The organism is Pollutimonas harenae (genome assembly GCF_004153685.1).
GTDB classification, from domain to species: domain Bacteria; phylum Pseudomonadota; class Gammaproteobacteria; order Burkholderiales; family Burkholderiaceae_B; genus Pusillimonas_C; species Pusillimonas_C harenae.
Genome location: NZ_SDQD01000002.1, coordinates 34,669 through 59,062, shown reverse-complemented (window position 1 = coordinate 59,062; position 24,394 = coordinate 34,669). Strand labels below are relative to the sequence as shown.

At 57.1% G+C, this 24,394-nt stretch carries 24 protein-coding genes; 13 read left to right on the top strand and 11 right to left on the bottom strand.

The genetic code is table 11. From position 1 onward, the window contains the following. Positions 1–2 precede the first annotated feature (2 nt). From dusB to ruvA, 5 genes are read left to right on the top strand one after another with little or no spacing between them, the layout of a single operon-like run. The gene (gene dusB, locus ERD84_RS07055; protein ID WP_130038949.1) at positions 3–1,064 is read left to right on the top strand and encodes a tRNA dihydrouridine synthase DusB; all 1,062 of its coding nucleotides are present in this window, start codon (positions 3–5) and stop codon (positions 1,062–1,064) included. Next, entirely contained in the window at positions 1,051–1,293 is a 243-nt protein-coding gene (locus ERD84_RS07050; protein WP_130038948.1) for a helix-turn-helix domain-containing protein, read from the top strand. Before dusB ends, ERD84_RS07050 begins: the two co-directional genes overlap by 14 nt. A gap of 23 nt (positions 1,294–1,316) precedes the next feature. Then, entirely contained in the window at positions 1,317–2,909 is a 1,593-nt protein-coding gene (gene purH / locus ERD84_RS07045) for a bifunctional phosphoribosylaminoimidazolecarboxamide formyltransferase/IMP cyclohydrolase (RefSeq protein WP_130038947.1), read from the top strand. A gap of 8 nt (positions 2,910–2,917) precedes the next feature. Continuing rightward, a complete protein-coding gene (ruvC, locus tag ERD84_RS07040; protein WP_130038946.1) occupies positions 2,918–3,466 on the top strand; it encodes a crossover junction endodeoxyribonuclease RuvC in 549 nt (182 codons plus the stop codon). A 29-nt stretch (positions 3,467–3,495) separates the two neighbouring features. After that, the gene (ruvA, locus tag ERD84_RS07035) at positions 3,496–4,071 is read left to right on the top strand and encodes a Holliday junction branch migration protein RuvA (protein WP_130038945.1); all 576 of its coding nucleotides are present in this window, start codon (positions 3,496–3,498) and stop codon (positions 4,069–4,071) included. A 4-nt stretch (positions 4,072–4,075) separates the two neighbouring features. On the opposite strand, the gene ERD84_RS07030 is transcribed toward ruvA, so the two are convergent. Continuing rightward, on the bottom strand, positions 4,076–5,044 hold the full coding sequence (locus ERD84_RS07030) for a threo-3-hydroxy-L-aspartate ammonia-lyase (protein WP_130038944.1): 969 nt from the start codon (positions 5,042–5,044) through the stop codon (positions 4,076–4,078). Between the two features lie 139 nt (positions 5,045–5,183). Between ERD84_RS07030 and ruvB the strand changes: the two genes are divergently transcribed. Continuing rightward, a complete protein-coding gene (gene ruvB / locus ERD84_RS07025; RefSeq protein ID WP_130038943.1) occupies positions 5,184–6,254 on the top strand; it encodes a Holliday junction branch migration DNA helicase RuvB in 1,071 nt (356 codons plus the stop codon). A gap of 153 nt (positions 6,255–6,407) precedes the next feature. Here the strand turns inward: ruvB and recQ are convergent, their stop codons facing one another. The 3 genes from recQ to ERD84_RS07010 all read right to left on the bottom strand — a co-directional run bounded on the left by recQ (position 6,408) and on the right by ERD84_RS07010 (position 11,211). Further along, the gene (recQ, locus tag ERD84_RS07020) at positions 6,408–8,225 is read right to left on the bottom strand and encodes a DNA helicase RecQ (protein ID WP_130038942.1); all 1,818 of its coding nucleotides are present in this window, start codon (positions 8,223–8,225) and stop codon (positions 6,408–6,410) included. Positions 8,226–8,227: 2 nt separating this feature from the next. Further along, complete coding sequence (locus tag ERD84_RS07015; RefSeq protein ID WP_167667355.1) at positions 8,228–9,337, bottom strand: fimbria/pilus outer membrane usher protein; 1,110 nt, start codon at positions 9,335–9,337, stop codon at positions 8,228–8,230. Positions 9,338–9,423: 86 nt separating this feature from the next. After that, positions 9,424–11,211 (bottom strand): ClcB-like voltage-gated chloride channel protein, encoded by a 1,788-nt coding sequence (locus ERD84_RS07010; RefSeq protein ID WP_130038940.1) that lies wholly within the window; start codon positions 11,209–11,211, stop codon positions 9,424–9,426. A gap of 108 nt (positions 11,212–11,319) precedes the next feature. On the opposite strand from ERD84_RS07010, the gene ERD84_RS07005 reads away from it, so the two are divergent. Together ERD84_RS07005 and ERD84_RS07000 are read left to right on the top strand one after the other, a co-directional pair. Beyond that, positions 11,320–12,021 (top strand): response regulator, encoded by a 702-nt coding sequence (locus ERD84_RS07005; protein WP_130038939.1) that lies wholly within the window; start codon positions 11,320–11,322, stop codon positions 12,019–12,021. Between the two features lie 8 nt (positions 12,022–12,029). Beyond that, positions 12,030–13,430 (top strand): ATP-binding protein, encoded by a 1,401-nt coding sequence (locus ERD84_RS07000; RefSeq protein ID WP_167667353.1) that lies wholly within the window; start codon positions 12,030–12,032, stop codon positions 13,428–13,430. On the opposite strand, the gene ERD84_RS06995 is transcribed toward ERD84_RS07000, so the two are convergent. Continuing rightward, positions 13,405–14,454 carry a cytochrome d ubiquinol oxidase subunit II gene (locus ERD84_RS06995; protein ID WP_130038938.1) on the bottom strand — a complete coding sequence of 350 codons (1,050 nt, stop codon included), beginning with the start codon at positions 14,452–14,454 and terminating at the stop codon, positions 13,405–13,407. The two genes, ERD84_RS07000 and ERD84_RS06995, sit on opposite strands and share 26 nt — an antisense overlap. Continuing rightward, positions 14,451–15,791, bottom strand: coding sequence for a cytochrome ubiquinol oxidase subunit I (locus ERD84_RS06990; protein ID WP_130038937.1), 1,341 nt, complete (start codon positions 15,789–15,791; stop codon positions 14,451–14,453). Before ERD84_RS06990 ends, ERD84_RS06995 begins: the two co-directional genes overlap by 4 nt. A gap of 115 nt (positions 15,792–15,906) precedes the next feature. On the opposite strand from ERD84_RS06990, the gene ERD84_RS06985 reads away from it, so the two are divergent. The 4 genes from ERD84_RS06985 to minE all read left to right on the top strand — a co-directional run bounded on the left by ERD84_RS06985 (position 15,907) and on the right by minE (position 19,714). Beyond that, the gene (locus ERD84_RS06985) at positions 15,907–17,673 is read left to right on the top strand and encodes a glutamine--tRNA ligase/YqeY domain fusion protein (protein ID WP_130038936.1); all 1,767 of its coding nucleotides are present in this window, start codon (positions 15,907–15,909) and stop codon (positions 17,671–17,673) included. Between the two features lie 43 nt (positions 17,674–17,716). Next, entirely contained in the window at positions 17,717–18,520 is an 804-nt protein-coding gene (minC, locus tag ERD84_RS06980; RefSeq protein ID WP_130038935.1) for a septum site-determining protein MinC, read from the top strand. A 116-nt stretch (positions 18,521–18,636) separates the two neighbouring features. Next, a complete protein-coding gene (gene minD / locus ERD84_RS06975) occupies positions 18,637–19,452 on the top strand; it encodes a septum site-determining protein MinD (protein WP_130038934.1) in 816 nt (271 codons plus the stop codon). 1 nt (position 19,453) lies between these two features. Then, positions 19,454–19,714 carry a cell division topological specificity factor MinE gene (gene minE / locus ERD84_RS06970; RefSeq protein ID WP_130038933.1) on the top strand — a complete coding sequence of 87 codons (261 nt, stop codon included), beginning with the start codon at positions 19,454–19,456 and terminating at the stop codon, positions 19,712–19,714. A 92-nt stretch (positions 19,715–19,806) separates the two neighbouring features. Here the strand turns inward: minE and ERD84_RS06965 are convergent, their stop codons facing one another. From ERD84_RS06965 to ettA, 3 genes are all read right to left on the bottom strand, one after another. Next, positions 19,807–20,031, bottom strand: coding sequence for a glycine zipper 2TM domain-containing protein (locus ERD84_RS06965; RefSeq protein WP_130038932.1), 225 nt, complete (start codon positions 20,029–20,031; stop codon positions 19,807–19,809). 127 nt (positions 20,032–20,158) lie between these two features. Beyond that, a complete protein-coding gene (locus ERD84_RS06960) occupies positions 20,159–20,701 on the bottom strand; it encodes an isochorismatase family protein (RefSeq protein WP_130038931.1) in 543 nt (180 codons plus the stop codon). Between the two features lie 23 nt (positions 20,702–20,724). Then, positions 20,725–22,398: an energy-dependent translational throttle protein EttA gene (gene ettA, locus ERD84_RS06955; RefSeq protein WP_130038930.1), complete on the bottom strand. Its 1,674-nt coding sequence runs from the start codon at positions 22,396–22,398 to the stop codon at positions 20,725–20,727. Positions 22,399–22,515: 117 nt separating this feature from the next. Here ettA and ERD84_RS06950 point away from each other — a divergent pair, with 117 nt between their 5' ends. Then, positions 22,516–23,016, top strand: coding sequence for a hypothetical protein (locus ERD84_RS06950; RefSeq protein WP_130038929.1), 501 nt, complete (start codon positions 22,516–22,518; stop codon positions 23,014–23,016). Between the two features lie 12 nt (positions 23,017–23,028). Here ERD84_RS06950 and ERD84_RS06945 read toward each other — a convergent pair whose 3' ends face one another. Both ERD84_RS06945 and ERD84_RS16105 read right to left on the bottom strand, forming a co-directional pair. Continuing rightward, positions 23,029–23,976, bottom strand: a complete 948-nt coding sequence (locus ERD84_RS06945; RefSeq protein WP_130038928.1) for a glycosyltransferase family 2 protein — start codon at positions 23,974–23,976, stop codon at positions 23,029–23,031. A 147-nt stretch (positions 23,977–24,123) separates the two neighbouring features. After that, positions 24,124–24,252 carry a hypothetical protein gene (locus ERD84_RS16105; RefSeq protein WP_257215248.1) on the bottom strand — a complete coding sequence of 43 codons (129 nt, stop codon included), beginning with the start codon at positions 24,250–24,252 and terminating at the stop codon, positions 24,124–24,126. Positions 24,253–24,394 lie beyond the last annotated feature (142 nt).

The following is a 24,394-nucleotide window of genomic DNA, read 5'->3' as shown; positions in this document are numbered from 1 at the left end:
CGATGCGCATCGGCTCCTGGACTCTTCCCAACCCTGTTTTCGTCGCTCCCATGGCGGGAGTCACCGATCGCCCCTACCGCAAATTATGCAAAATGCTGGGGGCGGGTTATGCCGTGTCTGAAATGGCAGCCAGCAACCCGCGGCTCTGGAATAGCGTCAAAACATCCCGGCGCCTGAATCACGATGGCGAGATCGATCCAATCGCTGTCCAGATAGCCGGCTCCGACCCCGACATGATGGCTGAGGCCGCCATCTTCAATATCGATAAAGGCGCCCGTATTATCGACATCAATATGGGCTGTCCAGTCAAAAAGGTGTGTAATGTAGCGTCAGGCTCCGCATTGCTGCGCAATGAAAAACAGGTAGCAAGTATTTTGCGCAGCGTCGTCGACGTCTGTCGGCAACGGGACGTTCCGGTTACACTCAAGACCCGCACAGGATGGGACCGCGAGTCGCGCAATGCCGTGCATATCGCCCGGCTGGCGCAAGATATCGGCATAGCCGCCATCACCTTGCACGGCCGCACCCGCTGCGACCTGTACCAAGGTGAGGCAGAGTACGATACGATACGAGAGGTAAAACAGACACTACAGATTCCCGTTATTGCAAATGGGGATATCGATAGTCCCGAAAAAGCCCAATTCGTTCTAGAGTACACAAAAGCCGACGCCATCATGGTCGGCCGTGCGGCTCAGGGCAGGCCCTGGATTTTTCGTGAAATAAGTCATTATCTGGCCCATGGCAGCCATCTGTCGCCCCCAACCTATGGCGAATTGCGAGACTGCCTGCTGGACCACCTGGAAGACCACTACCAGTTTTATGGCGAATTTACCGGAGTCCGCTCGGCCCGCAAGCATATAGGCTGGTATCTTGCCGACCTGCCCGATGCCCAGAGTTTTTTGCCGCAGGTCAATACAATTAGCAGCACCAGCGAACAAACCCGCGCCATTGCGCAATGGTTTGATCGCCATCCACCCAATGAGCCAATAATGGCCGGGGCGACAGAATGCGCAAGCGTCTGTCAGCCCAAAAATTTCATCACCAAGGATCATGAGTACAACTAACACCCTGGAGCAATCAGTACGAGCCCAACTCGAACGCTACTTCACTGACCTGGGCGACGAAGCCCAGCCACGCGATCTGCTGGCAATGGTCGTCAATTGCGTCGAACGTCCAGTACTGCAAATTGCCCTTGAACAAACCCACGGCAACCAGTCCAAGGCGGCCGAAATGCTGGGCATCACCCGCAGCACGCTACGTAAAAAGCTGCTGGCACACGACCTGCAACCCTGATTCCAACCCTATATTTCGATTCCATGAAAATTCAGACTGCCTTGCTTTCGGTTTCCGACAAAACCGGTATTGTTGAGTTCGCCCAGGCCCTCGCCCAGCGCGGTGTACGCTTGCTGTCCACAGGAGGCACCGCCAAACAGTTGGCCGCCGCCGGCCTGACGGTTACCGAAGTGGCCGCCCACACGGGCTCACCCGAGATCCTCGATGGCCGGGTGAAAACACTGCATCCAAAAATTCACGGCGGCCTGCTCGCCCGCCGCGACAGCACCGAACACCTGGATACGCTGAAAGAACATGGCATAGATCGCATCGATCTGCTGGTCGTCAATCTTTATCCCTTTCGCGAAACCATCGCCAAACCAGGCTGCACCTTTGCCGACGCCGTTGAGAACATAGATATCGGCGGACCCGCCATGTTGCGCGCTGCTGCCAAGAACCACGGGACGCAAGAAGGTGGCGTCACCGTTGCCATTGATCCAGCCGACTATCCGCGCATCCTTGCCGATATGGACGGCCCGCAGGGTGGCCCCTCCTACGCCTTGCGCCTGGAACTGGCCACCAAGACGTACGCCCATACCGCCGCCTATGACGGCGCTATTGCCGCCTATCTAAGCAGCCTGTCGACCGCTGAACCTGTACAAGACCAGGAACCAGAACGTGGCCCCTGGCCCCATAACCTGACCGTGCAAGTCAAGCGGCAGCAGATTCTGCGCTACGGTGAAAACCCACACCAGTCTGCGGCTTTTTATGTCGACCAGCCTATCAAGGCCGGCCTGCTGGGTAGCTATACCCAATTGCAAGGCAAAGAGCTGTCTTATAACAACATTGCCGATGCCGATGCCGCCTGGGAGTGCGTACGCAGCTTCCAGGGTAGCGCCTGCGTCATCGTAAAGCACGCCAACCCTTGCGGTGTCGCGCTGGGCGACAACCCCTTGCACGCCTATCAACAGGCTTTCAAGACCGACCCCACCTCGGCGTTTGGTGGCATTATTGCCTTCAACCGCCCCGTCGACGAAGCCACGGCCCAAGCAGTTAGCGGTCAGTTCGTCGAAGTTCTCCTGGCTCCGGGCTACGCGCCCGAGGCACTGGCAGTCTTTGCCGCCAAGAAAAACGTCCGGGTGCTCGAGGTACCGCAAGGCCAAGGCCATAATGAATTCGACATCAAGCGTGTCGGAGGTGGCTGGCTGGTACAAAACCCCGACGACTACCAGGTACCCGAAGACGCCTTCAAGGTAGTCACCAAACTCGCACCGACCGAAGCGCAGATGCTGGACCTGCGATTTGCCTGGAAAGTGGCCAAATACGTCAAATCCAACGCTATTGTCTTTGTCGGAGGCGGCATGACACTAGGGGTGGGCGCCGGCCAGATGAGCCGCATCGATTCAGCACGCATCGCGTCCATCAAGGCGGACAACGCAGGACTAAGCCTGAACGGGTCAGCTGTGGCTTCAGACGCTTTCTTCCCGTTCCGCGACGGGCTTGACGTGGTGGCCGACGCAGGCGCCACTTGCGTCATCCAGCCCGGTGGCAGCATACGCGACGACGAAGTTATTGCAGCCGCGAACGAACGTGGCATTGCCATGGTCTTCACGGGTGCGCGGCATTTTCGCCATTAAACCCGGTCATGCGCATACTGGGCATTGATCCGGGCCTGCGTCGCACCGGCTTTGGCGTTATCGATGTCCAGGGTACGCGCCTGGTTTACGTGACCAGTGGCACCATAGTGGTGCCGCCCGACCAAGCGCTGGCCGGGCGGCTCAAAGTCATTCTGGACAACATCCGCGAAGTCGTCCAGAGCACCCGGCCGACGGTGTCTGCACTGGAAAAAGTATTCGTCAATACCAATCCGGCTTCGACGCTGCTGCTGGGACAGGCACGAGGCGCCGCCATGTGCGCGCTGGCCGACAGCCTGCTCGAGGTGCACGAATACACCGCCCTTCAAATCAAGAAATCAGTGGTAGGCAATGGGCATGCCGCCAAAGAGCAAGTGCAGAAAATGGTGCAGCACCTGCTGGGTTTGAATGGCGTTCCGGCAGCCGACTCGGCCGATGCCCTGGCTTGCGCCATCTGCCATGCCCATTTTCATCCGCTCAAGCAGCGCCTGCAAGACACCGGCCAACTCCCCGTATCGGGGCGCGCCAGCCGGATACGCGGCGGCCGCTTGCTTGGCTAAGACCACCCGCCTGTTGATAAGGACACTACATGATCGGTCGCATTACCGGCACTCTGATTGAGAAAACCCCACCTATGGTCTGTGTTGATGTGGGTGGTGTGGGATACGAAATCGATGTCCCCATGAGCACTCTGTACGACCTGCCCGACAATGGTGCCACCATCACGCTATACACCCACCTTGCCGTCCGTGAAGACGCTCATACTCTGTATGGCTTCCTGTCGCCCAAAGAACGCAGTGCATTCCGGGCCCTGATCAAGGTTACAGGCATAGGTGCCAGAACAGCGCTGGCAGTGCTTTCGGGCATGAGCGTCGATGAGCTGGCCAATGCAATTACACAGCAAGAAACAGGTTTGCTGACGCGTGTGCCCGGCATAGGCAAGAAAACCGCTGAACGTCTGCTACTGGAGCTGCGCGGCAAGCTGGGCGGCGATCTGGCACACGGCGCCGGCACGGTTTCATCGGGCCGCGACGACATCCTGAACGCCCTGCTATCGCTTGGTTATTCAAACAGCGAAACCCAGGCAGCCCTGAAAACCCTGCCCGAAGGCGTGGACGTGGCGGAGGGAATACGCCTGGCGCTCAAATCGCTCGCCAGGCACTAAGCTTTTACACAGCTCGAATGTTGTCCGCATAGGCCGACAAGTCGACGTTGCCACCACTGAGCAGCACACCGATTCTTTTGCCTTTGACCGGAACAATCTGGTTGAAAGCTGCTGCAGCACCCAAACAGCCGGTAGGTTCGACCACGATCTTCATGCGCTCGGCGAAAAACCGCTGCGCCTGCACCAGATGCTCATCACTGACCGTGAGGATATCGCGGGCATACTGGCGGATGATGGGAAACGTCAACGAGCCAAGCGCCAGGGTCAGGGCTCCATCGGCAATGGAGTCTGGGGGCTGGATACGCACGACCTCACCCTTGCGAAACGACTGCTGTCCATCATTGCCTGCCTCTGGTTCGACACCATAGACGGCGCAGTCGGGGCTGATGGCATGGGCGGCCAGCAAAGAGCCTGACAATAAGCCGCCGCCGCCCATGGGGACGAACAAGGCATCCAGGCCACCAGTCTCTTCCAGCAGTTCTTTGACCGCAGTACCCTGCCCGGCAATGACGTCTGGATGGTTGAAAGGCGGAATCAGCGTCAGGCCCTGCGCTTCCATCAGCTCGCGTGCAACCTCTTCCCTGTCTTGTGTCTGGCGGTCGTAGCCCACCACACGCGCACCATAGCCACGTGTAGCGGCAATTTTGGCAGCGGGAGCATCGTGTGGCATGACGATAGTGGCCTGTATACCCAACAGACGGGCAGACAGGGCTACCGCCTGTGCGTGGTTGCCGGACGAAAAGGCAATCACACCCGCCTTGCGCTGTGCATCGTCGAGCTTGGCCAGCGCGTTATAGCCTCCACGAAACTTGAAGGCACCAATACGCTGCAGGTTTTCGCACTTGAAAAATACCTGAGCACCAAGCCGGTCGTCGAGAGACGACGAGGTCATCACCGGCGTACGGTGAGCAATACCTTCCAGTCTTTTACTGGCCTGAACAACATCTTCATAGGAGGGGAAACTTGAGCTCATGGGATTTCGCTATGGTTAATGGTAAACAAGCATTAAGGAATTTTCGCCTATCGACAATTATGCTTCAATCGCTGCAAAGCTGCGCAAACAGCTTGCTTTAGAGTACGATTACCACTGTAAATATAATCAGCTACCAGCCATGGCCATCCACTCCGATTCGCTTTCCAGCCTTCCTCAACCCGAACGCCTCATAGCGCCCCAAAGCAGCTCACCCAACGAAGACTCTGCAGAACGCGCACTACGGCCGCGCGAACTGAATGAATATATTGGCCAACACCGGGTGCGGGAACAGCTTGAAATCTTCATTACGGCCGCCAAAAATCGTGGCGAAGCACTCGACCACGTTTTGTTATTCGGCCCACCAGGCCTGGGCAAAACCACGCTGGCCCATATCGTGGCCCACGAAATGGGTGTGCAGCTGCGTCAAACCTCCGGCCCCGTCCTCGAACGCGCGGGCGACCTTGCCGCACTACTGACCAATCTCGAAAAAAACGATGTGCTGTTCATCGACGAGATTCACCGTTTATCACCCGTGGTGGAAGAGATTCTGTATCCGGCACTGGAAGATTTCCAGATCGATATCCTGATCGGTGAAGGGCCGGCGGCGCGCAGTGTAAAGATTGACCTCCAACCCTTTACCTTGGTCGGTGCCACCACCCGTGCAGGCATGCTCACGAATCCCCTGCGTGATCGCTTCGGCATTGTTTCGCGGCTGGAGTTCTACAACACTGAAGACCTCACCCATATTGTTACCCGCAGCGCGCACTTGCTCAATGCCAGCACCACGCCAGACGGCGCCGCTGAAATCGCCCGCCGCGCACGCGGAACACCGCGTATCGCCAATCGTCTGCTGCGTCGGGTACGCGACTACGCCGAGGTCAAGGCCAATGGCAATATCGACGCTACGGTAGCAGGCGCGGCACTATCCATGCTGGAAGTCGATCCACAAGGGCTGGATCTGATGGATCGCAAGTTGCTGGAAGCCATAGTCCACAAGTTCGATGGAGGCCCAGTGGGGGTCGACAGCCTGGCAGCAGCCATAGGTGAGGAGCGTGACACCATCGAAGATGTGATCGAGCCGTTCCTGATTCAGCAAGGGTATTTACAGCGCACGCCGCGGGGCCGCACCGCCACGCAAACGACCTGGCGGCATTTGGGGCTGACGCCGCCATCTGGGGCGTCAGGGGCTACGTCTGATTTATTCGACTGATTAGTTGACTGTACACCTGAGCAGACCTGGATGACAGCACGTGGCGATCACGCGTTGCTGTCATCAATCTTGCGGGAGCAGGGCAAATAGACCCCATCTTAGGGGGCTATGCTGGCGCCTCGCGCAAGTCGTTCAACCAGATGAGTCGAACCGTCATCCAGCCACACAGCGCAGCAAATCCTCTCCATAGGCCTCGAGCTTGCGCACCCCCACCCCACTGATACCGCCCAGATCCTCCAGCGTTTGCGGGCAACTCAACGCCACCTCCCGCAAAGTCGCATCATGGAAAATCACATAAGCTGGCACACCATGGCTACGGGCAACCTCTGCCCGCCAGGCGCGCAAATCCTCAAAGCGCTGCTGTGCATCCGGCGGCAGCACGATGCCCGCATCCTTGCTCCGGGTACTGGCAGCGCGTCCATTTCGTGCCTTTTTCTCGGGCTCCCGCCTGAACATCAGCGTCCGCTCCCCCTTCAGCACCTCCCGGCTGCCCTCCGTTAAGGCCAGCGTGCCATAACCCTCGTGATCCACCGCCAACAAACTTTGCGCCAGCAACTGACGCAACACGCCACGCCAGGCTTGCTCGGAAAGATCGCCGCCAATACCAAACACTGTCAGGGTTTCATGCTCATACTGCTTGACCCGATCCGTCGTCTTGCCACGCAGGATATCGATCAGATGCCCTGCGCCAAAACGCTGCCCACGCTCGCGCCACAACCGGTAGACAGCTGACAGGATTTTCTGGGCAGCAACCGTACCATCCCAGGCCTGCGGCGGCTCCAAACAGGTGTCACAATTGCCGCAAGATGCCATGTCCTGATCGAAATAAGCCAGCAGACGCTGACGCCGGCACGATACCGTTTCACACAAGCCCAGCATGGCGTCCAATTGGGCTCCCAGCCGCCGCCTGAACGCCTCGTCGCCGGCCGACTCATTGATCATACGCCGCTGCTGAACCACGTCTTGCAAGCCATATGCCAGCCAGGCGGTAGCCGGAAGGCCGTCGCGACCGGCTCGACCGGTTTCCTGGTAATAGCCCTCTACCGACTTAGGTAGATCGATATGGGCCACAAATCGCACGTCGGGCTTGTTGACCCCCATGCCAAAGGCTATCGTGGCCACCATGACCACGCCTTCCTCCCGGAGGAAACGCGCCTGATTGGCCGCACGCACGCTGGCATTCAGGCCGGCATGATAAGGCAGCGCCTCGATCCCGTTCTCACATAGAAAATCAGCGGTTTCTTCGACTCGGGCACGCGACAGACAATACACAATGCCGCAATCGCCTTCGTGCTCAGCCTTGATGAAAGCCAGCAACTGCCGCCTGACCTCATTTTTTTCGATAATGCGGTAGCGGATATTGGGCCGGTCAAAACTGGCCACGAAATGCGGTGCGCCGGTCAGGTCCAGGCGTTGGGCAATCTCGCTCCGGGTCACCGACGTGGCGGTCGCCGTCAGGGCCAATCGCGGAACATCGGGCCAGCGCTCATGCAAGATCGACAGGCCCAGATACTCTGGCCGGAAGTCATGACCCCACTGCGATACACAATGAGCCTCATCGATGGCAAACAGCGACACCCGGCCCTGGCCCAACAACTCCAGGCAGCGGTCTGTCAGTAAGCGCTCGGGCGCCACGTACAATAAATCGAGTTCACCGCGCAGGAAGGCCTGCTCAACTTCGCGCGCGGTACGCCAGTCTTGCGACGAGTTCAGGAAGGCCGCACGCACACCCAGTTCGATCAAGGCATCAACCTGATCCTGCATCAAGGCAATCAAAGGCGATATCACCACGCCGACGCCCGGCCTTACCAAGGCAGGTATTTGATAGCAAAGTGATTTTCCACCCCCCGTCGGCATCAGCACCAAGGCATCACCACCCTGCACGACATGATCAATAATGGCTTGCTGATCGCCACGAAAAGACTCGTAGCCAAAGACTTGCTGCAGGGTTTCCAGGGAAGATAGGGACATGCTTAATAAATAGGTACTGAGAAACGAATACCTATATCATAGTCGCCGCCGTCCAACTCTCGTTCCGCCTTCAGGCCTATACGCAGATTCGGGCTATACCAGAACTGCTGTGTAAAGCCGAAGCTGCGCCGGCTATCACCCAGGGAGGTCTGTTCATTTTCATACCGACCGCTCAGATTTCCCCAGCGCCCCATTGGTATAGTGGCCATCCAACGCTGACGTTGTCCACCTACAGAAGGGTCTGCAGTGTACCGGCTCAGATCGGCGTAGCCCGGGTCGCGATACTCACCCAGCCAGGAAAGCCGTAGATCCTCGAATACATCCACCTCGTAGGCAGCCTGATAGCGCCAACCCTGGTCATCGTGCACACGCGCCCGAGCCAGGCCTGCACTCCAGTTGCCCAAGCTTGTACGGTACTGTCCACCCAATCCGGAAGACACCAGATTGGGTGCGAGCTGCATCTGGGACTCCAGTACAAAGCTTGGGCTAACGCCATAGCGGAAGACGGAATTAGCGGCAGTGGGACCGAGCTCCAGATCTCCCTCCGAGCCTGAGGAATAATCAAGGGCGCCAATGGATAAGGCATATTGCCAATTGTTTTCGACATCTTCTGCATTGACCTGTGACGACTGCGAGATGCTGATGCCACCCAATCTTGCAGAACTGCCCCAGGCCGGCGCAACAATATCGTTGCTGCCCAAGGCCAGATCCAGTCCATCATCGCCCTGAAAGCTCCAGTTGCTTGTACCCAATGTCCAAGGCGTCCCCCCACCTATAGACGAAGGAGTGAACTGCCGACCCCGAGGCGTACTTAGCGCCCCCCATAATCCGGGTGATGAAGGCGATACATCGCTGTTGCGCCAAATTTCCGAATCACCCGCACTCCAGGAAAAACTATAGGAAATATCGGGAATGCTGTCGGCCTCGTCTGTGAAGATGGTTTCGTCATTGTCCATGGCCTGCGGCACAACGACGCCCGGCAAAGAAACAGGCGGCGCCAGGTCGATTTGAGGTGCCGCGAATATCCGCACCGGCGCCAACTCGCGCAAGCGTGAGCTATCAGCATGCGCCGACGGCGCAATCAACAAGCATGCCAGACCAGCGCACTGCATGCTGACCGCTATATGCATCAGCCTGACAAAAGAGAAATTCTTAAAAGCACACTGCAAAACTACCCCGCCAAACAAACACACTCGCGTCAGCGCAAGCGCCTGCCTGCCGGAAAATCCAGCATGGCTTCACCACTGGTATCAAAAGATCTTTTCAGGGCACTGTATTTTTCAAGCAGGGACGATTTGTACACCACACCCAGTAGCGTAGGCTGATCGCCGCGACTGACCACAGGCAAGCGCTCGCCCTGGAAATGCACAAAATATTCCTGCGCCTGATCCAGCGTCATATCAGGATGCAAAGTCTTGACGAAATCCAAACGCAAGACCTCGCCTGCCAGCTTGCTCTGAACATCACCCTGACCCAACAATAAACTGGTCAAATCCTGTTGAGCAATCACCCCTTGGTAAGTATTCTTTTCATCGACCACATACAGATACTTGACCGGATACTCCAGAAACATCTGCAAGGCATCGCGCACCGGTGCTGTCGTGGCCACCACCGTATCGGCCGGACGGACCAGGTCCTGAATGACGGTGTGCCTAAGCCGATAGCGAAACCAGGCATCGCGCTCTCGCACGACGGTGACATCGTACATAGCCACTTCCGCCACAGCCCGGGAGACAAAATGGGCAATGACGCAAGCGAGCATCAAGGGCAGGACAATCTGATAGCTCAGTGTCATTTCGAAAATCATCAGTATGGCCATCAGGGGCGCACTGGTGGCCGCTCCCAGAAAGCTGCCCATGCCAACCAGGACATACATATAGGTTTCGGCCGTCATACCCGGCCAGAGCCAGGACACGACCATACCAAACAGCGCTCCAAGGCCTCCACCCACGAAAAGCGCGGGCGTAAAGACACCGCCCACAGCGCCCGACCCCACGGTAAAGGCCGTGGCCAGCACTTTGAACAACAAAATAGTCAGTACCGCATACCATGTCCATGAGGCATGCAGCAGCGAATGGACGACGCTGTAACCGTTGCCTGCCACCTCGGGCATGATGATGAGCAAAATACCCAGCAGGCCACCACCCAGACCTAGCCTGGCCGGCAAAGGCAATTCGGTACGTCGAAACTGGCGACGGGAAAAATCCAGGAACTTCAGGAACAGTGGCGCACCCAAGCCCGAAAAGACGCCGAGCAGCAGGAAGGGCAGCACCTCTAGGCCCGGGATCTGCGGCATGTCGATAATGGCATAGGTGGTATGGTAGTGGCCTGACAAACGCATGACGATATTGGCCGAGGCCGCTGCCACCAGCAAAGGCCCGAGGCTTTGCATGCCCATGGTCCCCAACACGATTTCCGCCACGAACAAGGCGCCAGCGATAGGCGTGCCATAGGCTGAGGCGACACCCGCCGCCGCGCCGCACGCCACCAGCAAGCGCAGGCGAGCGGTACTGAAACGGGTAAAACGGCCAATAAGCGAGGCACTGAGCGAGGCCAAATGCACCATGGCACCCTCCCGCCCTATAGAGCCGCCCGAAGCCACCGAGCTGAGTGAGGACAAGGAGCGCAGCAGTCCTTGTCGTAAAGACAGACGGCCATCGCCAATAGCCACCGCCTCCATGTAGTCGGAATTGGTGCTCTCTTTGAGCTGCTTGGACGCCCAGAGCAGAGCACCCGCCACTACACCGCCCAGCATTGGAAACAGCAGGCGGCCATACCAGGGTAGTTCGCGCGTCACCCCCACAATAGAGCCACTGCGGCCAGTGGCCAGTTCTTGCACCAAGCGCATGCCTTCATGAAAGGCAATCGTGGCAAATGCTCCGAGCGCACCCACCAGAGCAGCCCAGCACAACATAGCTGGAAGGTCGGACAGCCAAGAGTAGCCCGCAAGGCGTTCGCGTACCGATTGCACGGAGCTGCGTATCATGCTCAACCTATTTCTGATGAATCACAAACCATAACGTAAGGCGATGACTTATTTCAATCCATTTCGGATGCTTGCCTCGCGACCTGGCAAAAGGCACACTTTCGGTCTATGGAAAATCCCTTGCTAAAAGTACTGGTTGTTGACGACGACCCCGCACTGCGACAGTTGCTGGCCGACTATCTGAACCGCCATAATTACGACACACTGCTTGCTCCCGACGCCAGCGACCTACCTTCACGCATCCAGCGCTATTCTCCCGATCTCATCGTCCTAGACCGCATGATGCCAGACGGGGATGGTGCCGAGGCCTGCCGCAGCCTGCGCCAGCGTGGAGAAGACATTCCCGTTATTTTACTGACTGCCCGCGATGAAACCGTCGACCGGGTCATTGGGCTGGAGGCCGGCGCAGACGACTACCTGGGCAAGCCCTTTGACCCACGCGAGCTGCTGGCGCGTATCGAAGCCGTGCTGCGCCGCAAAAAGGGAGCTTCGGCACTCAACAAGGATCAGCCCGTATCCTTCGGTCCTTTCACTTTCGACCCGGCCACCCGCCAACTCACCAAAGGCGACGAAACCATAAAGCTTACAGGCGGCGAGGTCAACCTGCTGGAGGCCTTGATCAACAACTCCGGCAAACCCCTCTCACGCGAGCGCCTGCTGGCGCTGGCACGTGACGACGATGAGGGCGAACGCAATGACCGCGCCATCGACATTGCCATATTACGACTGCGCCGCGCCATTGAAGACGATCCCAAACAACCGCGCTGGATACAGACGGTATGGGGCGTAGGCTACCGGTTCTCGCCTTGAGAGCCAGCATGAGGCTAAGCCATTGGCTGCCAAGGTCACTAAGCTCGCGCATGGTGTTGCTGACGCTGGGCACCATTTTGCTGGTGCAGGCGGCCACCTTCGCGTCCGTGTCTTACTACAGAAAGAAGTACACCGAGGAAGTAACCGTCGAATTCACGGCAACGACAATACGTACACTGCGTGCCGCCCTGGCAGAGATTCCATCGATTCAACGCGACGAATTCGTACGCCAGGCGTCCCAGAACCAGTGGCATTTATGGTCGCGCAGCCTGCCCTCGAATGCCAGCATGGAGCACCGCCGCCCACCGCGCAACCCTGCGCCACCGCCACCAGGCGACATACGTCACTCGCTGCGTACTTTCGTCCAGGCGCTGAACCTGCGTCTTGACGATGACACCCGAGTAGCCCTGTCGCGCGGCTCCGAGCCGCGCCTTTATATCTCCCTGCCTTACCCTCCCGTCAGCGACATCCCCCCAAACCGGGAGTGGCTGGTGATCCCCCTGGACCGCATCGCACCGCCGGTCGCCACACCCATGATTGCCGTCTGGCTAAGTGGCATGGGCCTATTGTTGCTGTTGGCAGCCGCCTTCTCCTGGCACATCACCCGCCCTCTCACCCGGCTGGCCAAGGCGGCCGATCAGTTGGCCGCAGGCCAGCCGCAGCGTGTCACGCCATCGGGCCCCTCTGAAACCCGTATTTTGGGTGAACGCTTCAACGCCATGCTCGATACCCTGGCTGAGTCAAGCGCAGTTCAGCGCACCCTGCTGGCTGGCTTGCCGCACGACCTGAAAGGGCCTTTATCCCGTATGTGGCTGCGCATAGAAATGGTTGACGATCCTACTTTCAAGGAAGGCATGCTCAAGGACGTCCAGGATATGCAACGCATGGTGAATCAATTCATCGGTTTTGCACGTGGCTCCGACCCAGGCTCATATCAATTCACCCGGCTTCGACTCAACTCGTGGCTGGACGAGCAGGTTAGCGCCTGGGAAAGCGCCGGCAGCCCCGTCAAGCTGGCACGCATGCATCCAGAAGCCCTGCTCATCATCGGGGACAAAATGGCACTGGGGCGGTTGCTGGACAACCTGATCACCAATGCCCTGAATCACGGCGAGCCACCAGTCGAAGTCTCACTGGACCTGGTCGACGGCAAAGCGCTGATTACTGTAGCGGATCATGGCCCTGGTATTAGCGCCGAGCGGCGCACCGAAGCCCTGCGACCCTTTTCTCGTTTGGACGACGCTCGTACCCGCACGGGTTCGGTCGGCCTGGGCCTCGCGCTGGCCGACAGCATTGCTCGCGCTCACGATGGCACGCTGACGCTGGAAAACGCAAGCTGGGGAGGCCTGGAAGTACACATAAGCCTGCCCATCATGCCGCCAGCTAGCCATCAAAACTCGGCGGCGTAGGCGGTATCGACAAGCCGAACATCCGCCAGTACACCCAGATATTGAAGATCACTGCCACGGGCAAGGCTATGATGGTGGCCGACAAGACCAGTCGCATTGAATCTACCGATGCAGCGGCATCCCAAAGCGTGATCTCGTCCAGCACCAGATAAGGGAAAAAGCTGTAGCCCAGGCCGCCGAGCACTGTCATGAAAATCAGCAGAGTCATGAAGAATGGTAGCGCCGTAGTGCGGTAGCTGTTGTTGATCATGCGCTGCAAACACATTTCAACCGATACAAAGCACACCAGCAATACGCCCCAAAGCGCCACCACGATTTGCCAGTGCGGCCCATCACTCCACTTCAGAAACACGCCCGGGTTGGCGAAAGCCAGCACAACAGACACCGCGACGGCACCGGCCGCCGACCAGCGTACTGCGCGCCTGCCCCACATTACCGCGCGTGCGCGCAACTCGCCGGCCACCCGCATGATCAGCCACGATGCCCCCAACAAGCAATATGCAGCTACCGAGCAAAGGCCGACAAACAGTGAAAACCAGACATAGCCAGGCTCAGAGTGGTACGACACCACAACTTGCGCCAATAGCACGCCATGCGAAAACGCCGTCAGCAAGGATCCCAGGCCAAAGCCGGTCAGGCAACGCCCCTGCAGCTCCTTGGGCGCGCGCAAACGTATTTCGAATGCAGCCGAACGCAGCAAGACACCCAGACCCAGCAGACACAAAGGCAGATAGAGCTGCCCCATGATAATGCCCGCTGCCTTGGTGAAGACCGACAGGAACAAACCCAGACCTAAAAACAGCCAGAACTCATTCGCATCCCTCCAGGGACTTAATAAGGAAAGCATGCGTTGTCTGGACTCTTTTGGAGCGAACAGCGTCAGGCAACCCACCCCTATATCGAAACCGTCCAGCACCGTACCCGCCACGATAATGGCAAAAAACAGCAGCATGAAGACCAAGGGCATCCAGAAAAACGGATCTTGTGCGCTCAAGCCCAGAGCAGTCGCCAACACGTCTATCATGCCCTTCCCCTGCGCCGGGCAACCGGCACCACGCCATAGCGCACAATGTGGCGAAGCATGTGCAAGAAGCTGACGAGCAGCGCAATATAAACCACCAGATGAGCAAAATAGCCGCCCAACAGCGTCTGCCAGGACGCTGATACGGCCACTTCACTTACTGTAATCGTGCCGTTTACTGCGTACGGGTAAGCACCCAACAATACATGGGCCAAGCCGGCCAGCAACATCAGCCAGCCCGAAAATGTCATGCCTGCAAGCAGTCGCCGCCCCCAACGCGATAATTCTCCTGGATCGTATCGTACCCGGCGTGCGCGCCACAAAGTCAGCCACGCAGCAAGCAGCATCAGCAAGCCCACCAGCAGGGTCAGCCGGAATGCCCAGAATGTAGCGGCTACCGGCGGCCCCATGCCCGAAAACTGATCCAGGCCCCGCAATGCACCTGCCTCATCGCGCCCTATCCAGGTGTCGCCACCATCGCGCCATAGCCAGGCCAGGCGATTGGTGTGGCTGTGTGCGTCGGGCCAGGCGAACAGCACCAAGTCGGCTGGCTGGCCACTCATCCAATAGCCGGCAGTCGCCGCCGCCTTGGCCGGCTGATAACGCGCGGTCATGTGACCAGCCCCTGCAGCGGCGAGGCCCTGCAACACAATGCTGACCGTGGCCAGCCATAGTGCCGTCTTGAATACCAGGCGTCCGCTTTCGTCGACTGGACGACGCAGACTTTGGGCGGCAACCACGCCTATCATGAGGAATGCAGTCGTCAGAATCGCGGCCAGGCCAAAGAGTGCGGCATACCAGGGCAACGCAGGGTTGAACAAAATGTCCAGCCAGTCGACCACCGTGTACTGGTCGCCGACAAACTGCACGCCAGCTGGCGCGTGCATCCATGACAACAACACCAGCAGCCAGAAAATACTTGCGGCGACGCCCACTGCCACCATGAAAACCACCAGCGTATGCGTTCGATCGGACAAATGACGCTGTCCGAACAGCATGGCACCCAGGAAGCAGGACTTGAACACATAAGCCGACAACACCCCGGCCGCCAGCAAAGGTCCTGCCACATTGCCTATTTTCTCCATGAGCTCAGGCCATAGGCTGCCGAACTGTATCAGTACCGGCAGGCAGGCGGCAAAGCTTAGAATAAAGGCCAGTGCAAACACGCGCACCCAAAAGCGGTACGCTGCTGTCCAGGCGGCCGGGTCCCGTCCCAGGGCACGAAGCTTGAAGTACAGTAAAACCCACGCCAGGCCCAGCTCTATGGCTAGAAACAACAGCATAAACCCCAGGCTCGAGAAAAACTGTATCTGAGATAACCACAATGTCGTGTGCGTCATAATGAGCGCTAGTTTAGAGCCAGTTCGACATTTGTAAACCCACAAAGCGGGCAAATAACCCTGGACGTGGCAAAATGCTTACTTCAACCGACTATTCCTGTTTAATTAATTCTGTATGACCTCTGTGCCATCTCCTGCTCCCGTTTCCAACTTCCTGCGCACCATTATCGATAACGATCTGGCCCAGGGTCGTTACGCCGACAAACGTTGGGCGGGCAAACCGGGGCCGGCTTCGGTACAGGCCCTGGGCAACAGCGATCCCGCACGGATACGCACCCGTTTTCCGCCTGAACCGAACGGCTACCTGCATATTGGGCATGCCAAAAGCATTTGCCTTAATTTTGGCCTGGCTAACGACTATCAGGGCGCCTGCCATCTGCGCTTCGACGACACCAACCCCGAAAAAGAAGAAGACGAATACGTCAACGCCATTATTGAAATGGTCGAATGGCTAGGTTTCGACTGGCGCTACGGCAACGAGAACAACCGTTATTTCGCCAGCGACTATTTCGACTATATGTACCAATTTGCCCAGGCGCTGGTACAGGCCGGGCTGGCCTATGTCGACGAACAAAGCCCCGACGAAATGCGTGCATCACGCGGCACACTGACAGAAAAAGGTACGAACTCACCCTGGCGCGACCGTCCGGTCGAAGAATCGCTACGCCTGCTCGAAGAAATGCGCCAGGGCAAGCACGCCGACGGCAGTATGGCATTGCGCGCAAAAATCGATATGGGTTCGCCCAACATCAATATGCGCGACCCAGTGATGTACCGCATACGTCACGTACCCCATCACCGCACCGGCGATCACTGGTGCATTTATCCCATGTACTCCTGGGCTCACCCAGTCGAAGACGCCCTCGAAGGCATCACACATAGCTTTTGCACACTTGAGTTCGAAGACCAGCGCCCTTTCTACGACTGGATACTCAATCACCTGGCCGATTTGGGACAACTGCAGCGACCTTTGCCACGGCAATACGAGTTCGCCAGGCTGAATCTGAGCTACGTCGTGACCAGCAAGCGCAAGCTGTTGCAACTGGTGCGCGAAGACTATGTGCAAGGCTGGGACGACCCCCGTCTGCCGACACTGGCCGGGCTGCGTCGACGCGGCTATACACCAGAGTCCATACGCCTGTTCTGCGAACGCCTGGGTGTATCAAAAGCCCATCAAAGCATAGACTACAGCATACTCGAGCAAGCTCTGCGGGATGCACTCGATCCCATTGCCGCCCGCAGTGTAGCCGTGCTCGACCCGGTCAAGCTGGTGCTCACCAATTATCCCGAAGGCCAGGTCGAGACCTGCCACGCTCCTCGAAACCCGCACGCCCCTGATGCAGGCCAGCGCGAGTTTCCGCTCAGCCGCGAACTCTGGATTGAGCGCGACGACTTCCGCGAAGACCCGCCAAAAAAATACTTCAGGCTCTTTCCAGGCAATACCGTACGCCTGAAGTACGGCTACATCATCCGCTGCACTGGGTGCATCAAGGATCAGGACGGCAATGTAACGGAAGTTCACGCTGAATATCTGCCCGACACCAAGAGCGGCACGCCTGGCGCCGATTCGGTCAAAGTCAAAGGCAATGTCACCTGGATCAGCGTGGCCCATGCAATTCCAGCAGAAATCCGGCTATACGACCGGCTGTTCACCGATCCTCATCCTGACTCAGGTGACAAGAACTTTCTGGACGCCATCAATCCAGACTCTTGTCAGGCGGTCCACGGCTGGCTCGAACCCGGCACGCCATTATCGGCAGACAACCCTTTGCAATTCGAACGCCTGGGCTATTTTGTCGTCGACAGCAAAGAGTCTGTACCCGGCAAGCCGGTGATCAACCGTACGGCCACGCTCAAGGATTCCTGGGCACAGAAAAAATGATGCACCGAAGTTTTGTAAATTTTTATTAACGAAAGAAGAACCTGTGAGCAACGCCAAACCAAAAAGCAAAAGCCCTTCGGCGCTGGACTTCAAAAGTGCCACCCTCTATGCATTGCGTGTCGTGCTGCGCAGCCACGACGATGCCGAGCTGCTGGCGGCACTCAGCCAGCGCATGAACGATGCCGGCGCATTCTTCGAGAACGAGCCGGTCGTCATCGATGCAAACCTGATTACCGAGACCATAGACTGGGCGGCCCTGCTGCAAGCCCTGCGCGGCCATAGCCTACATCCGGTAGGGGTCGTTGCCCAGGGCGCCAACCTGGATGCAGCTCTGGCACAGGGCTTGGCTGCGGTAGACCTGGGTAGCCCCACGCCGCGCCCAACCGCTCAGCCAGCACCCGAACAAGAGGTCCCTGTGGTGGCTCCACCACCAGCGACACAAGGCAACGACACGAAAGCCGAGGGCGCTGAACAGACCACGCCACCTGCCGGGCATGTCCCCGAAGTGGCGCCTGCGGCCATGGTCATCAATCGCCCCCTAAGGTCAGGACAGCGTATTTATGCACGGAACACCGACCTGATCGTGATTGGCGTGGTCAGCCAGGGAGCTGAAGTCATTGCTGACGGCAATATTCATGTCTATGGGCCTCTGCGCGGCAAAGCCATGGCAGGCGCCCGTGGCGATACCAGCGCACGTATTTTCACGACGCAACTCGACCCCGAACTGCTGGCAATTGCCGGTGTATACCGTGTCATCGAAACCAAACTGGATCAGACATTGCACAACCAACCGACTATCATCCATCTTGACGACGATACCCTTAAAATTACAGCGCTGACCAAGTAACAGATATTTTTTGTTGCCAAGCTATTGTCAAATTGGCGTACGCTTGTGCAATTTTGATGCAATTTTGCATTACGATTACGTGTTTTATCAACAATACCTAAAGGAATTCTATCGTCATGGCGAGAATTGTTGTGGTGACTTCCGGCAAAGGCGGTGTGGGCAAAACCACCACCAGTGCAAGCTTCTCCTCCGGACTGGCGATACGCGGCCACAAAACTGTCGTGATCGACTTTGACGTGGGCCTGCGTAACCTGGATTTGATCATGGGTTGCGAGCGCCGTGTGGTATATGACTTCGTCAACGTCATTCAAGGCGAAGCAACACTGAATCAGGCACTCATACGCGACAAACAGCTTGAAAACCTGTTTATTCTGCCCGCCTCACAAACCCGGGACAAAGACGCGCTCACCAAAGAAGGCGTTGAAAAAGCACTGAACGACCTGGCCGAAATGGGTTTCGAGTACATTGTCTGCGACTCGCCAGCCGGCATTGAAACGGGCGCCTTGATGGCTTCGTATTTTGCTGATGACGCCCTCGTCGTCACCAACCCCGAAGTGTCATCGGTGCGCGACTCCGATCGCATCCTGGGCATACTGTCTGCCAAATCGCGCCGCGCCGAAAAAGGCGAAGAACCCATCAAGGAATACTTGTTACTGACACGCTACAACCCCAAACGCGTAGCTGAAGGCGAGATGCTGTCGCTGAAAGATATCGAGGACATCCTGCGTATCAAGCTGATAGGCGTGATTCCCGAATCCGAGTCAGTACTGCAGGCATCAAACCAGGGCATTCCAGCCATTCATTTGCGCGACAGTGACGTGGCGGTTGCCTATCAGGACGTCGTTGCCCGCTACCTCGGCGAAGAAAAAACACTGCGTTTTGTCGACTACGAAAAGCCAGGCCTGTTCAAGCGTCTGTTCGGGGGGAAATAATATGTCCCTGCTTTCCTTTTTTCGTGGCCAGAAGAAGACTTCCGCCAGCGTCGCGCGTGATCGCCTGCAACTGATCCTGATCAATGAAAGGGGTGATGGTGTTACCCCCGACTATCTGCCTCAATTGCAAAAAGAGCTGGTCGAGGTGATCTCGCGTTACGTCAAGATCAATCCAGACGACATCAAGGTCAATCTCGAACGCCAGGACTCACTCGAGATTCTTGAAGTCAAGATTGAAATGCCTCAAGCCGAAGTACGCTAAAAAAAGAACCCCAGGAGCCTGGCTACCTGGGGTTTAATACGGAGAAGACATTTTTCGAGGGTAGTGCAAGGCAAAGCCCTGCAATCAGGTTATCAGTTCTTGCCTACCTGGTCACCAATGACGCCGCCTATGGCTGCACCACCCACGGTGCCCAGTATGCCACCGCCGGTCAACACAGCACCGGCGACACCACCAAGGCCTGCGCCGGTAACGGTACTCTTCTGGCGATGACTCATGTTGTCCCATGAGGAACAACCGCTCATGACTAAAGTCAGTAAGCCGATGGCACCCAGTTTGCCTAATGTTGCTGCTTTCATTCTTTACCTCCAGATGTTGCATGCATGACCTTAAAGTAGCCTATTCCAGGCTATCAAGCATGGCAGGAGGTACCGCCTTGTGAACTTGCGCAACAAATGTTTCGAGGTAGAAAGTGAGGCGCGTCGGCTATAGCGCCTTGATCAGCGCCAGCACCTCTTTGAACTGAGGATGTGCGGGTGATTCCATCCATTCAAACATGGCCATTTCGGCACTGATCCGCTCGAGCCCGTAATGGTCCCAGCGTGCACACGCCGCAGCATGGTCATCAATATGGCGGGATCCGCTGCAGTCGGTCACCAGGATGGGCTGCAAACCCACATCGACCAGGCCAAGGCCAGTTTGTAACACACAGACATGAGCCTCGGTGCCTAGCAACAACACTTTTTCGCGGCGACGCGGCAACTCCGGTAAAAAATGAGACTCACGGGCGGCGTTGAAGTGTCGTTTATGAATGACGTGGTCGACCCAGCGCCGCAGCGCTGGGTCGGTGGGGCCTATTTTTTCAGCAAAATGCTCGGTGGCGATGACGGGCACACCCAACAGTTGAGCCGCCTGAAGCAAGCTGGCAGCCGTATGCACCAGCGCCTGATGATTGGCTATGGCAGGCAACAGCCCGGTTTGCATGTCAACCAGCAACACCATCGTGTCGTGCGTGCTCAGGGTAGGCATGATCGCTCCGTCAGGCCACGGCCTTATTTAAGCGCCTTATAGCGCAAGCGCTTGGGTTTGGCACCTTCTTCGCCCAGGCGCCGCACCTTGTCGGCTTCATATTCCTGGTAGTTGCCATCGAAGAAGACTACTTCGGAATCACCTTCGAATGCCAGTATATGCGTTGCAATACGATCCAGGAACCACCGGTCGTGACTGATGACCATAACGCTGCCCGCAAACTCCAGCAAAGCATCTTCGAGCGCGCGCAAGGTTTCAACGTCCAGATCGTTGGACGGCTCGTCAAGCAGCAGTACATTGCCGCCGGCAATCAGCGTCTTGGCCAGATGCAGCCGGCCGCGTTCACCCCCTGACAGCTTGCCCACCTGCTTGTTCTGGTCACCGCCCTTGAAGTTGAAACGTCCCAAATAGGCGCGCGACGGCATTTCGAAGCGCCCTACCGTCAGCAGGTCAGCGCCGTCGGAAATAGCGTCGAATACGGTTTTGTCATCGGGCAATGACTCGCGTGACTGGTCGACAAAAGCCAGTTTGACCGTCTGCCCTATTTTGACCGTCCCGCTGTCAGGCTGCTCTTGTCCGGCAATCATGCGAAACAGCGTCGACTTACCGGCGCCGTTTGGCCCGATAATGCCTACGATTGCACCAGCCGGAATCTTGAAGCTGACGTTATCGATCAACAGCCGGTCACCATAGCCCTTGCTGACATTCTCGAACTCAATCACTTCGTTGCCCAGGCGTTCGGCGACAGGAATGAAAATCTCCTGGGTTTCATTACGCTTCTGGTACTCGTGGGACGACAGCTCTTCGAATCGTGCCAGCCTGGCCTTGGCCTTGGCTTGCCGGCCTTTGGGATTTTGTCTGACCCACTCCAGCTCTTTCCTGATAGTGCGTTGCCGGGCCGATTCTGAGGCCTCTTCCTGCTTAAGACGATCGTCTTTTTGCTCGAGCCAGGAACTATAGTTGCCCTTCCAGGGAATACCATGCCCCCGGTCGAGTTCAAGTATCCACTCTGCGGCGTTATCGAGGAAGTAGCGGTCGTGGGTGACGCCTACAACCGTACCCGGAAATTTGCGCAGAAACTGCTCCAGCCACTCAACGCTTTCCGCATCAAGGTGGTTGGTTGGCTCATCGAGCAACAGCATGTCGGGTTTGGACAACAATAGACGGCACAACGCTACACGGCGCTTCTCGCCTCCCGACAGATTGCCAATAACTGCATCCCATGGCGGCAGACGCAGGGCATCTGCCGCAATTTCCATTTGATGCTCGATATCGTCGGCGCCACTGGAGGCTGCGGCTGCAATAACGGCTTCAAGCTCGGCCTGCTCGGTGGCCAGCTGATCGAAATCGGCATCTGGTTCGGAGTAGGCAGCATAGACCTCTTCCAGCCGCTTGCGTGCGCTGAATAACTCACCCAGCCCCTCCTCCACCGACTGGCGCACCGTGTGGTCGGGATTCAGGACGGGCTCTTGTGGCAGATAACCGATATTGAGCCCTGGCATGGGTATGGCTTCGCCCTCGATCTCGCGGTCGATACCCGCCATGATCTTGAGCAAGGTCGACTTGCCTGAGCCATTCAGGCCCAGCACGCCAATTTTTGCACCAGGGAAAAAAGACAGGGATATATCGCGCAGAATCTGGCGTTTGGGTGGCACAATTTTGCCAACCCGGTTCATCGTATATACGTATTGGGCCATAACAAGCAAGATCTAGAATAAAAAGCGGAAAACTTCTGAATATGTGATTGTAGGCGGTTAAAATGAAAGGTCCACCCAGGCCCTGTCAACACTGCTAAAGGAGCCCCGACGGTCGCCATGTCCAAAGAAGAAACGTCTCCCCTCGTCTTCACTGCCGAAGAACTCGATTTACTGGGCCGCACCGCCGATGCCCTAAGCGCGTATATGGGCAAGCCTGTGCTGGCTGAAATCATGGACGCCCAGGAAACAGGCTTCGAATGGGTCATCTTCGCCATACCACTCGATGTCCAGGACAACCCCGACGACTACGTATTAGTCCAGATCGGTGGTGCCGGCGCCCGTTACGTCGGCAACACGGGCGGCATGACCATCAGCGATGACGAAGTCTACGATTGCGAATACCTCTGGGCCATACAGCTCTCTGATCTTGAAGGCGTGCGCTATATCAAGGTTGATCAAGAAGGCGACGAAGTCGCCTGGGCAGACAAGCTGCAAGACATTCTTCCATTCATCATGATCGACGATGCTGCCGACAACGACACAAATGATGAGGATGACGACGAAGATGACGGCCTGCCTGATCTCGATGGTTCAGTCGAACCGCGAACACTGCACTAAGAAGGCATCCGTTCAAGCCCGATGGCGCGCCGGACTGCGCAGGAATCGGTCGCGCAGGTAAAGCAGCAAACCCAGCGGCCACATCGTGCCAACCAGCATGCGTGAAGCCCAGCCCTTCAATTCGCGTCCCGCCGGCAGGGCCTGCCTGTTGTGCCTGAGGTGCAATGAAAAACGTGTATAACGCACTGCCGCCATCAGAAAAGCCTGCGGCTTGTACCGGAACCATGGCAAACACTCGACGACAGTATCATGCGCCAGCAACCACAAGCCCAGTGCATGTTCCTGGCCATCCCTGCCCTGCCTGGACAGAGCATCGTCGCTTTCGTGATAAACCCTGAACACCTGGTTGACGAAGCGCGTGAGGTAACCGGCACGGGCAATGGCTCGCCATACCAGGCTTTCGGGTACAAAACCGACGATTTCCTCGGGAAAGGGAAACATGCGCAGTACATCAGTGCGCAGGCAGCCGAATTTCTCACCCTTGACATGGTACTTGAATGTCATGTCGAGCGACGACGCGTCGAGCAGGTCGCGCGGGTACATATCACCCACAATATGCCCATTGGGTCGCGCGCACAGCCCTGTGATTGCTACAAATCGGTCACGGTCCGCAAGGGGAATATCGCGCCAGGCGGTCGCCATGGCGTATAAGGCATTGGTATCCAGGCTATCGTCGCTGTCTAGTGCCACGACAAGCTCACCGCTGGCTTTGTTGACGCCACGGTTGAATGCGGTTTTTTTATGCTGATTTTCTTGCCACACGTAGTGGATGGGAAAACTGGCTTCTTGTTGCCACCCCATGACCACCTCTTGGGTATTGTCGGTAGAGCCATCGTCAACAATGACCCACTCGAAATCCTGGAACGACTGTTCCCCCAAAGACAGATACACCCGCTCAAGAGTATGGGCTCTGTTATAGGTTGGTGTGACAACCGTAAAAAGATGGCGCCAAGTGGACATACGACCTTCTTTATTCCCCTACTTCAATCAGCCTATCATAGGACAAAAAAAATCCACAGACCCTGGATCTGCGGATTATTTGCCAGACTTACGTATTGATACCAGGCAGTCTGGCAGGCCATTACAGGCCGTTACTGATTAAGCCGCTTAAACGCGCTTGACCTTTTCGAGCATTTTGAAAATGCCTTTGGGCGAGCGCACGAAAAGGCGCTTGAAAGCCTTGCCCAGGCAACGGCGTTCGAGGGTGTTGCGTCGCGTACGTTTGATTTCTGCCATGTTGATCTCCGATCTGTGCATAGTAGGCACGCAAAGCCGCGGGCCCAAAAATTCAGGTAACCCGGCATTCTACCAAAAACCGGCCACATTCACAAAACAAAGGATGCCAGGACACCCGTGGAAGAACGATTATCATAGCGAC

Coding starts and splice junctions, on each gene's coding strand:
- dusB (WP_130038949.1), top strand. CDS start 3: ATGCGCATCGGCTCCTGGACTCTTCCCAACCCTGTTTTCGTCGCTCCC.
- ERD84_RS07050 (WP_130038948.1), top strand. CDS start 1,051: ATGAGTACAACTAACACCCTGGAGCAATCAGTACGAGCCCAACTCGAA.
- purH (WP_130038947.1), top strand. CDS start 1,317: ATGAAAATTCAGACTGCCTTGCTTTCGGTTTCCGACAAAACCGGTATT.
- ruvC (WP_130038946.1), top strand. CDS start 2,918: ATGCGCATACTGGGCATTGATCCGGGCCTGCGTCGCACCGGCTTTGGC.
- ruvA (WP_130038945.1), top strand. CDS start 3,496: ATGATCGGTCGCATTACCGGCACTCTGATTGAGAAAACCCCACCTATG.
- ERD84_RS07030 (WP_130038944.1), bottom strand. CDS start 5,044: ATGAGCTCAAGTTTCCCCTCCTATGAAGATGTTGTTCAGGCCAGTAAA.
- ruvB (WP_130038943.1), top strand. CDS start 5,184: ATGGCCATCCACTCCGATTCGCTTTCCAGCCTTCCTCAACCCGAACGC.
- recQ (WP_130038942.1), bottom strand. CDS start 8,225: ATGTCCCTATCTTCCCTGGAAACCCTGCAGCAAGTCTTTGGCTACGAG.
- ERD84_RS07015 (WP_167667355.1), bottom strand. CDS start 9,337: ATGCAGTGCGCTGGTCTGGCATGCTTGTTGATTGCGCCGTCGGCGCAT.
- ERD84_RS07010 (WP_130038940.1), bottom strand. CDS start 11,211: ATGATACGCAGCTCCGTGCAATCGGTACGCGAACGCCTTGCGGGCTAC.
- ERD84_RS07005 (WP_130038939.1), top strand. CDS start 11,320: ATGGAAAATCCCTTGCTAAAAGTACTGGTTGTTGACGACGACCCCGCA.
- ERD84_RS07000 (WP_167667353.1), top strand. CDS start 12,030: ATGAGGCTAAGCCATTGGCTGCCAAGGTCACTAAGCTCGCGCATGGTG.
- ERD84_RS06995 (WP_130038938.1), bottom strand. CDS start 14,454: ATGATAGACGTGTTGGCGACTGCTCTGGGCTTGAGCGCACAAGATCCG.
- ERD84_RS06990 (WP_130038937.1), bottom strand. CDS start 15,791: ATGACGCACACGACATTGTGGTTATCTCAGATACAGTTTTTCTCGAGC.
- ERD84_RS06985 (WP_130038936.1), top strand. CDS start 15,907: ATGACCTCTGTGCCATCTCCTGCTCCCGTTTCCAACTTCCTGCGCACC.
- minD (WP_130038934.1), top strand. CDS start 18,637: ATGGCGAGAATTGTTGTGGTGACTTCCGGCAAAGGCGGTGTGGGCAAA.
- minE (WP_130038933.1), top strand. CDS start 19,454: ATGTCCCTGCTTTCCTTTTTTCGTGGCCAGAAGAAGACTTCCGCCAGC.
- ERD84_RS06965 (WP_130038932.1), bottom strand. CDS start 20,031: ATGAAAGCAGCAACATTAGGCAAACTGGGTGCCATCGGCTTACTGACT.
- ERD84_RS06960 (WP_130038931.1), bottom strand. CDS start 20,701: ATGCCTACCCTGAGCACGCACGACACGATGGTGTTGCTGGTTGACATG.
- ettA (WP_130038930.1), bottom strand. CDS start 22,398: ATGGCCCAATACGTATATACGATGAACCGGGTTGGCAAAATTGTGCCA.
- ERD84_RS06950 (WP_130038929.1), top strand. CDS start 22,516: ATGTCCAAAGAAGAAACGTCTCCCCTCGTCTTCACTGCCGAAGAACTC.
- ERD84_RS06945 (WP_130038928.1), bottom strand. CDS start 23,976: ATGTCCACTTGGCGCCATCTTTTTACGGTTGTCACACCAACCTATAAC.
- ERD84_RS16105 (WP_257215248.1), bottom strand. CDS start 24,252: ATGGCAGAAATCAAACGTACGCGACGCAACACCCTCGAACGCCGTTGC.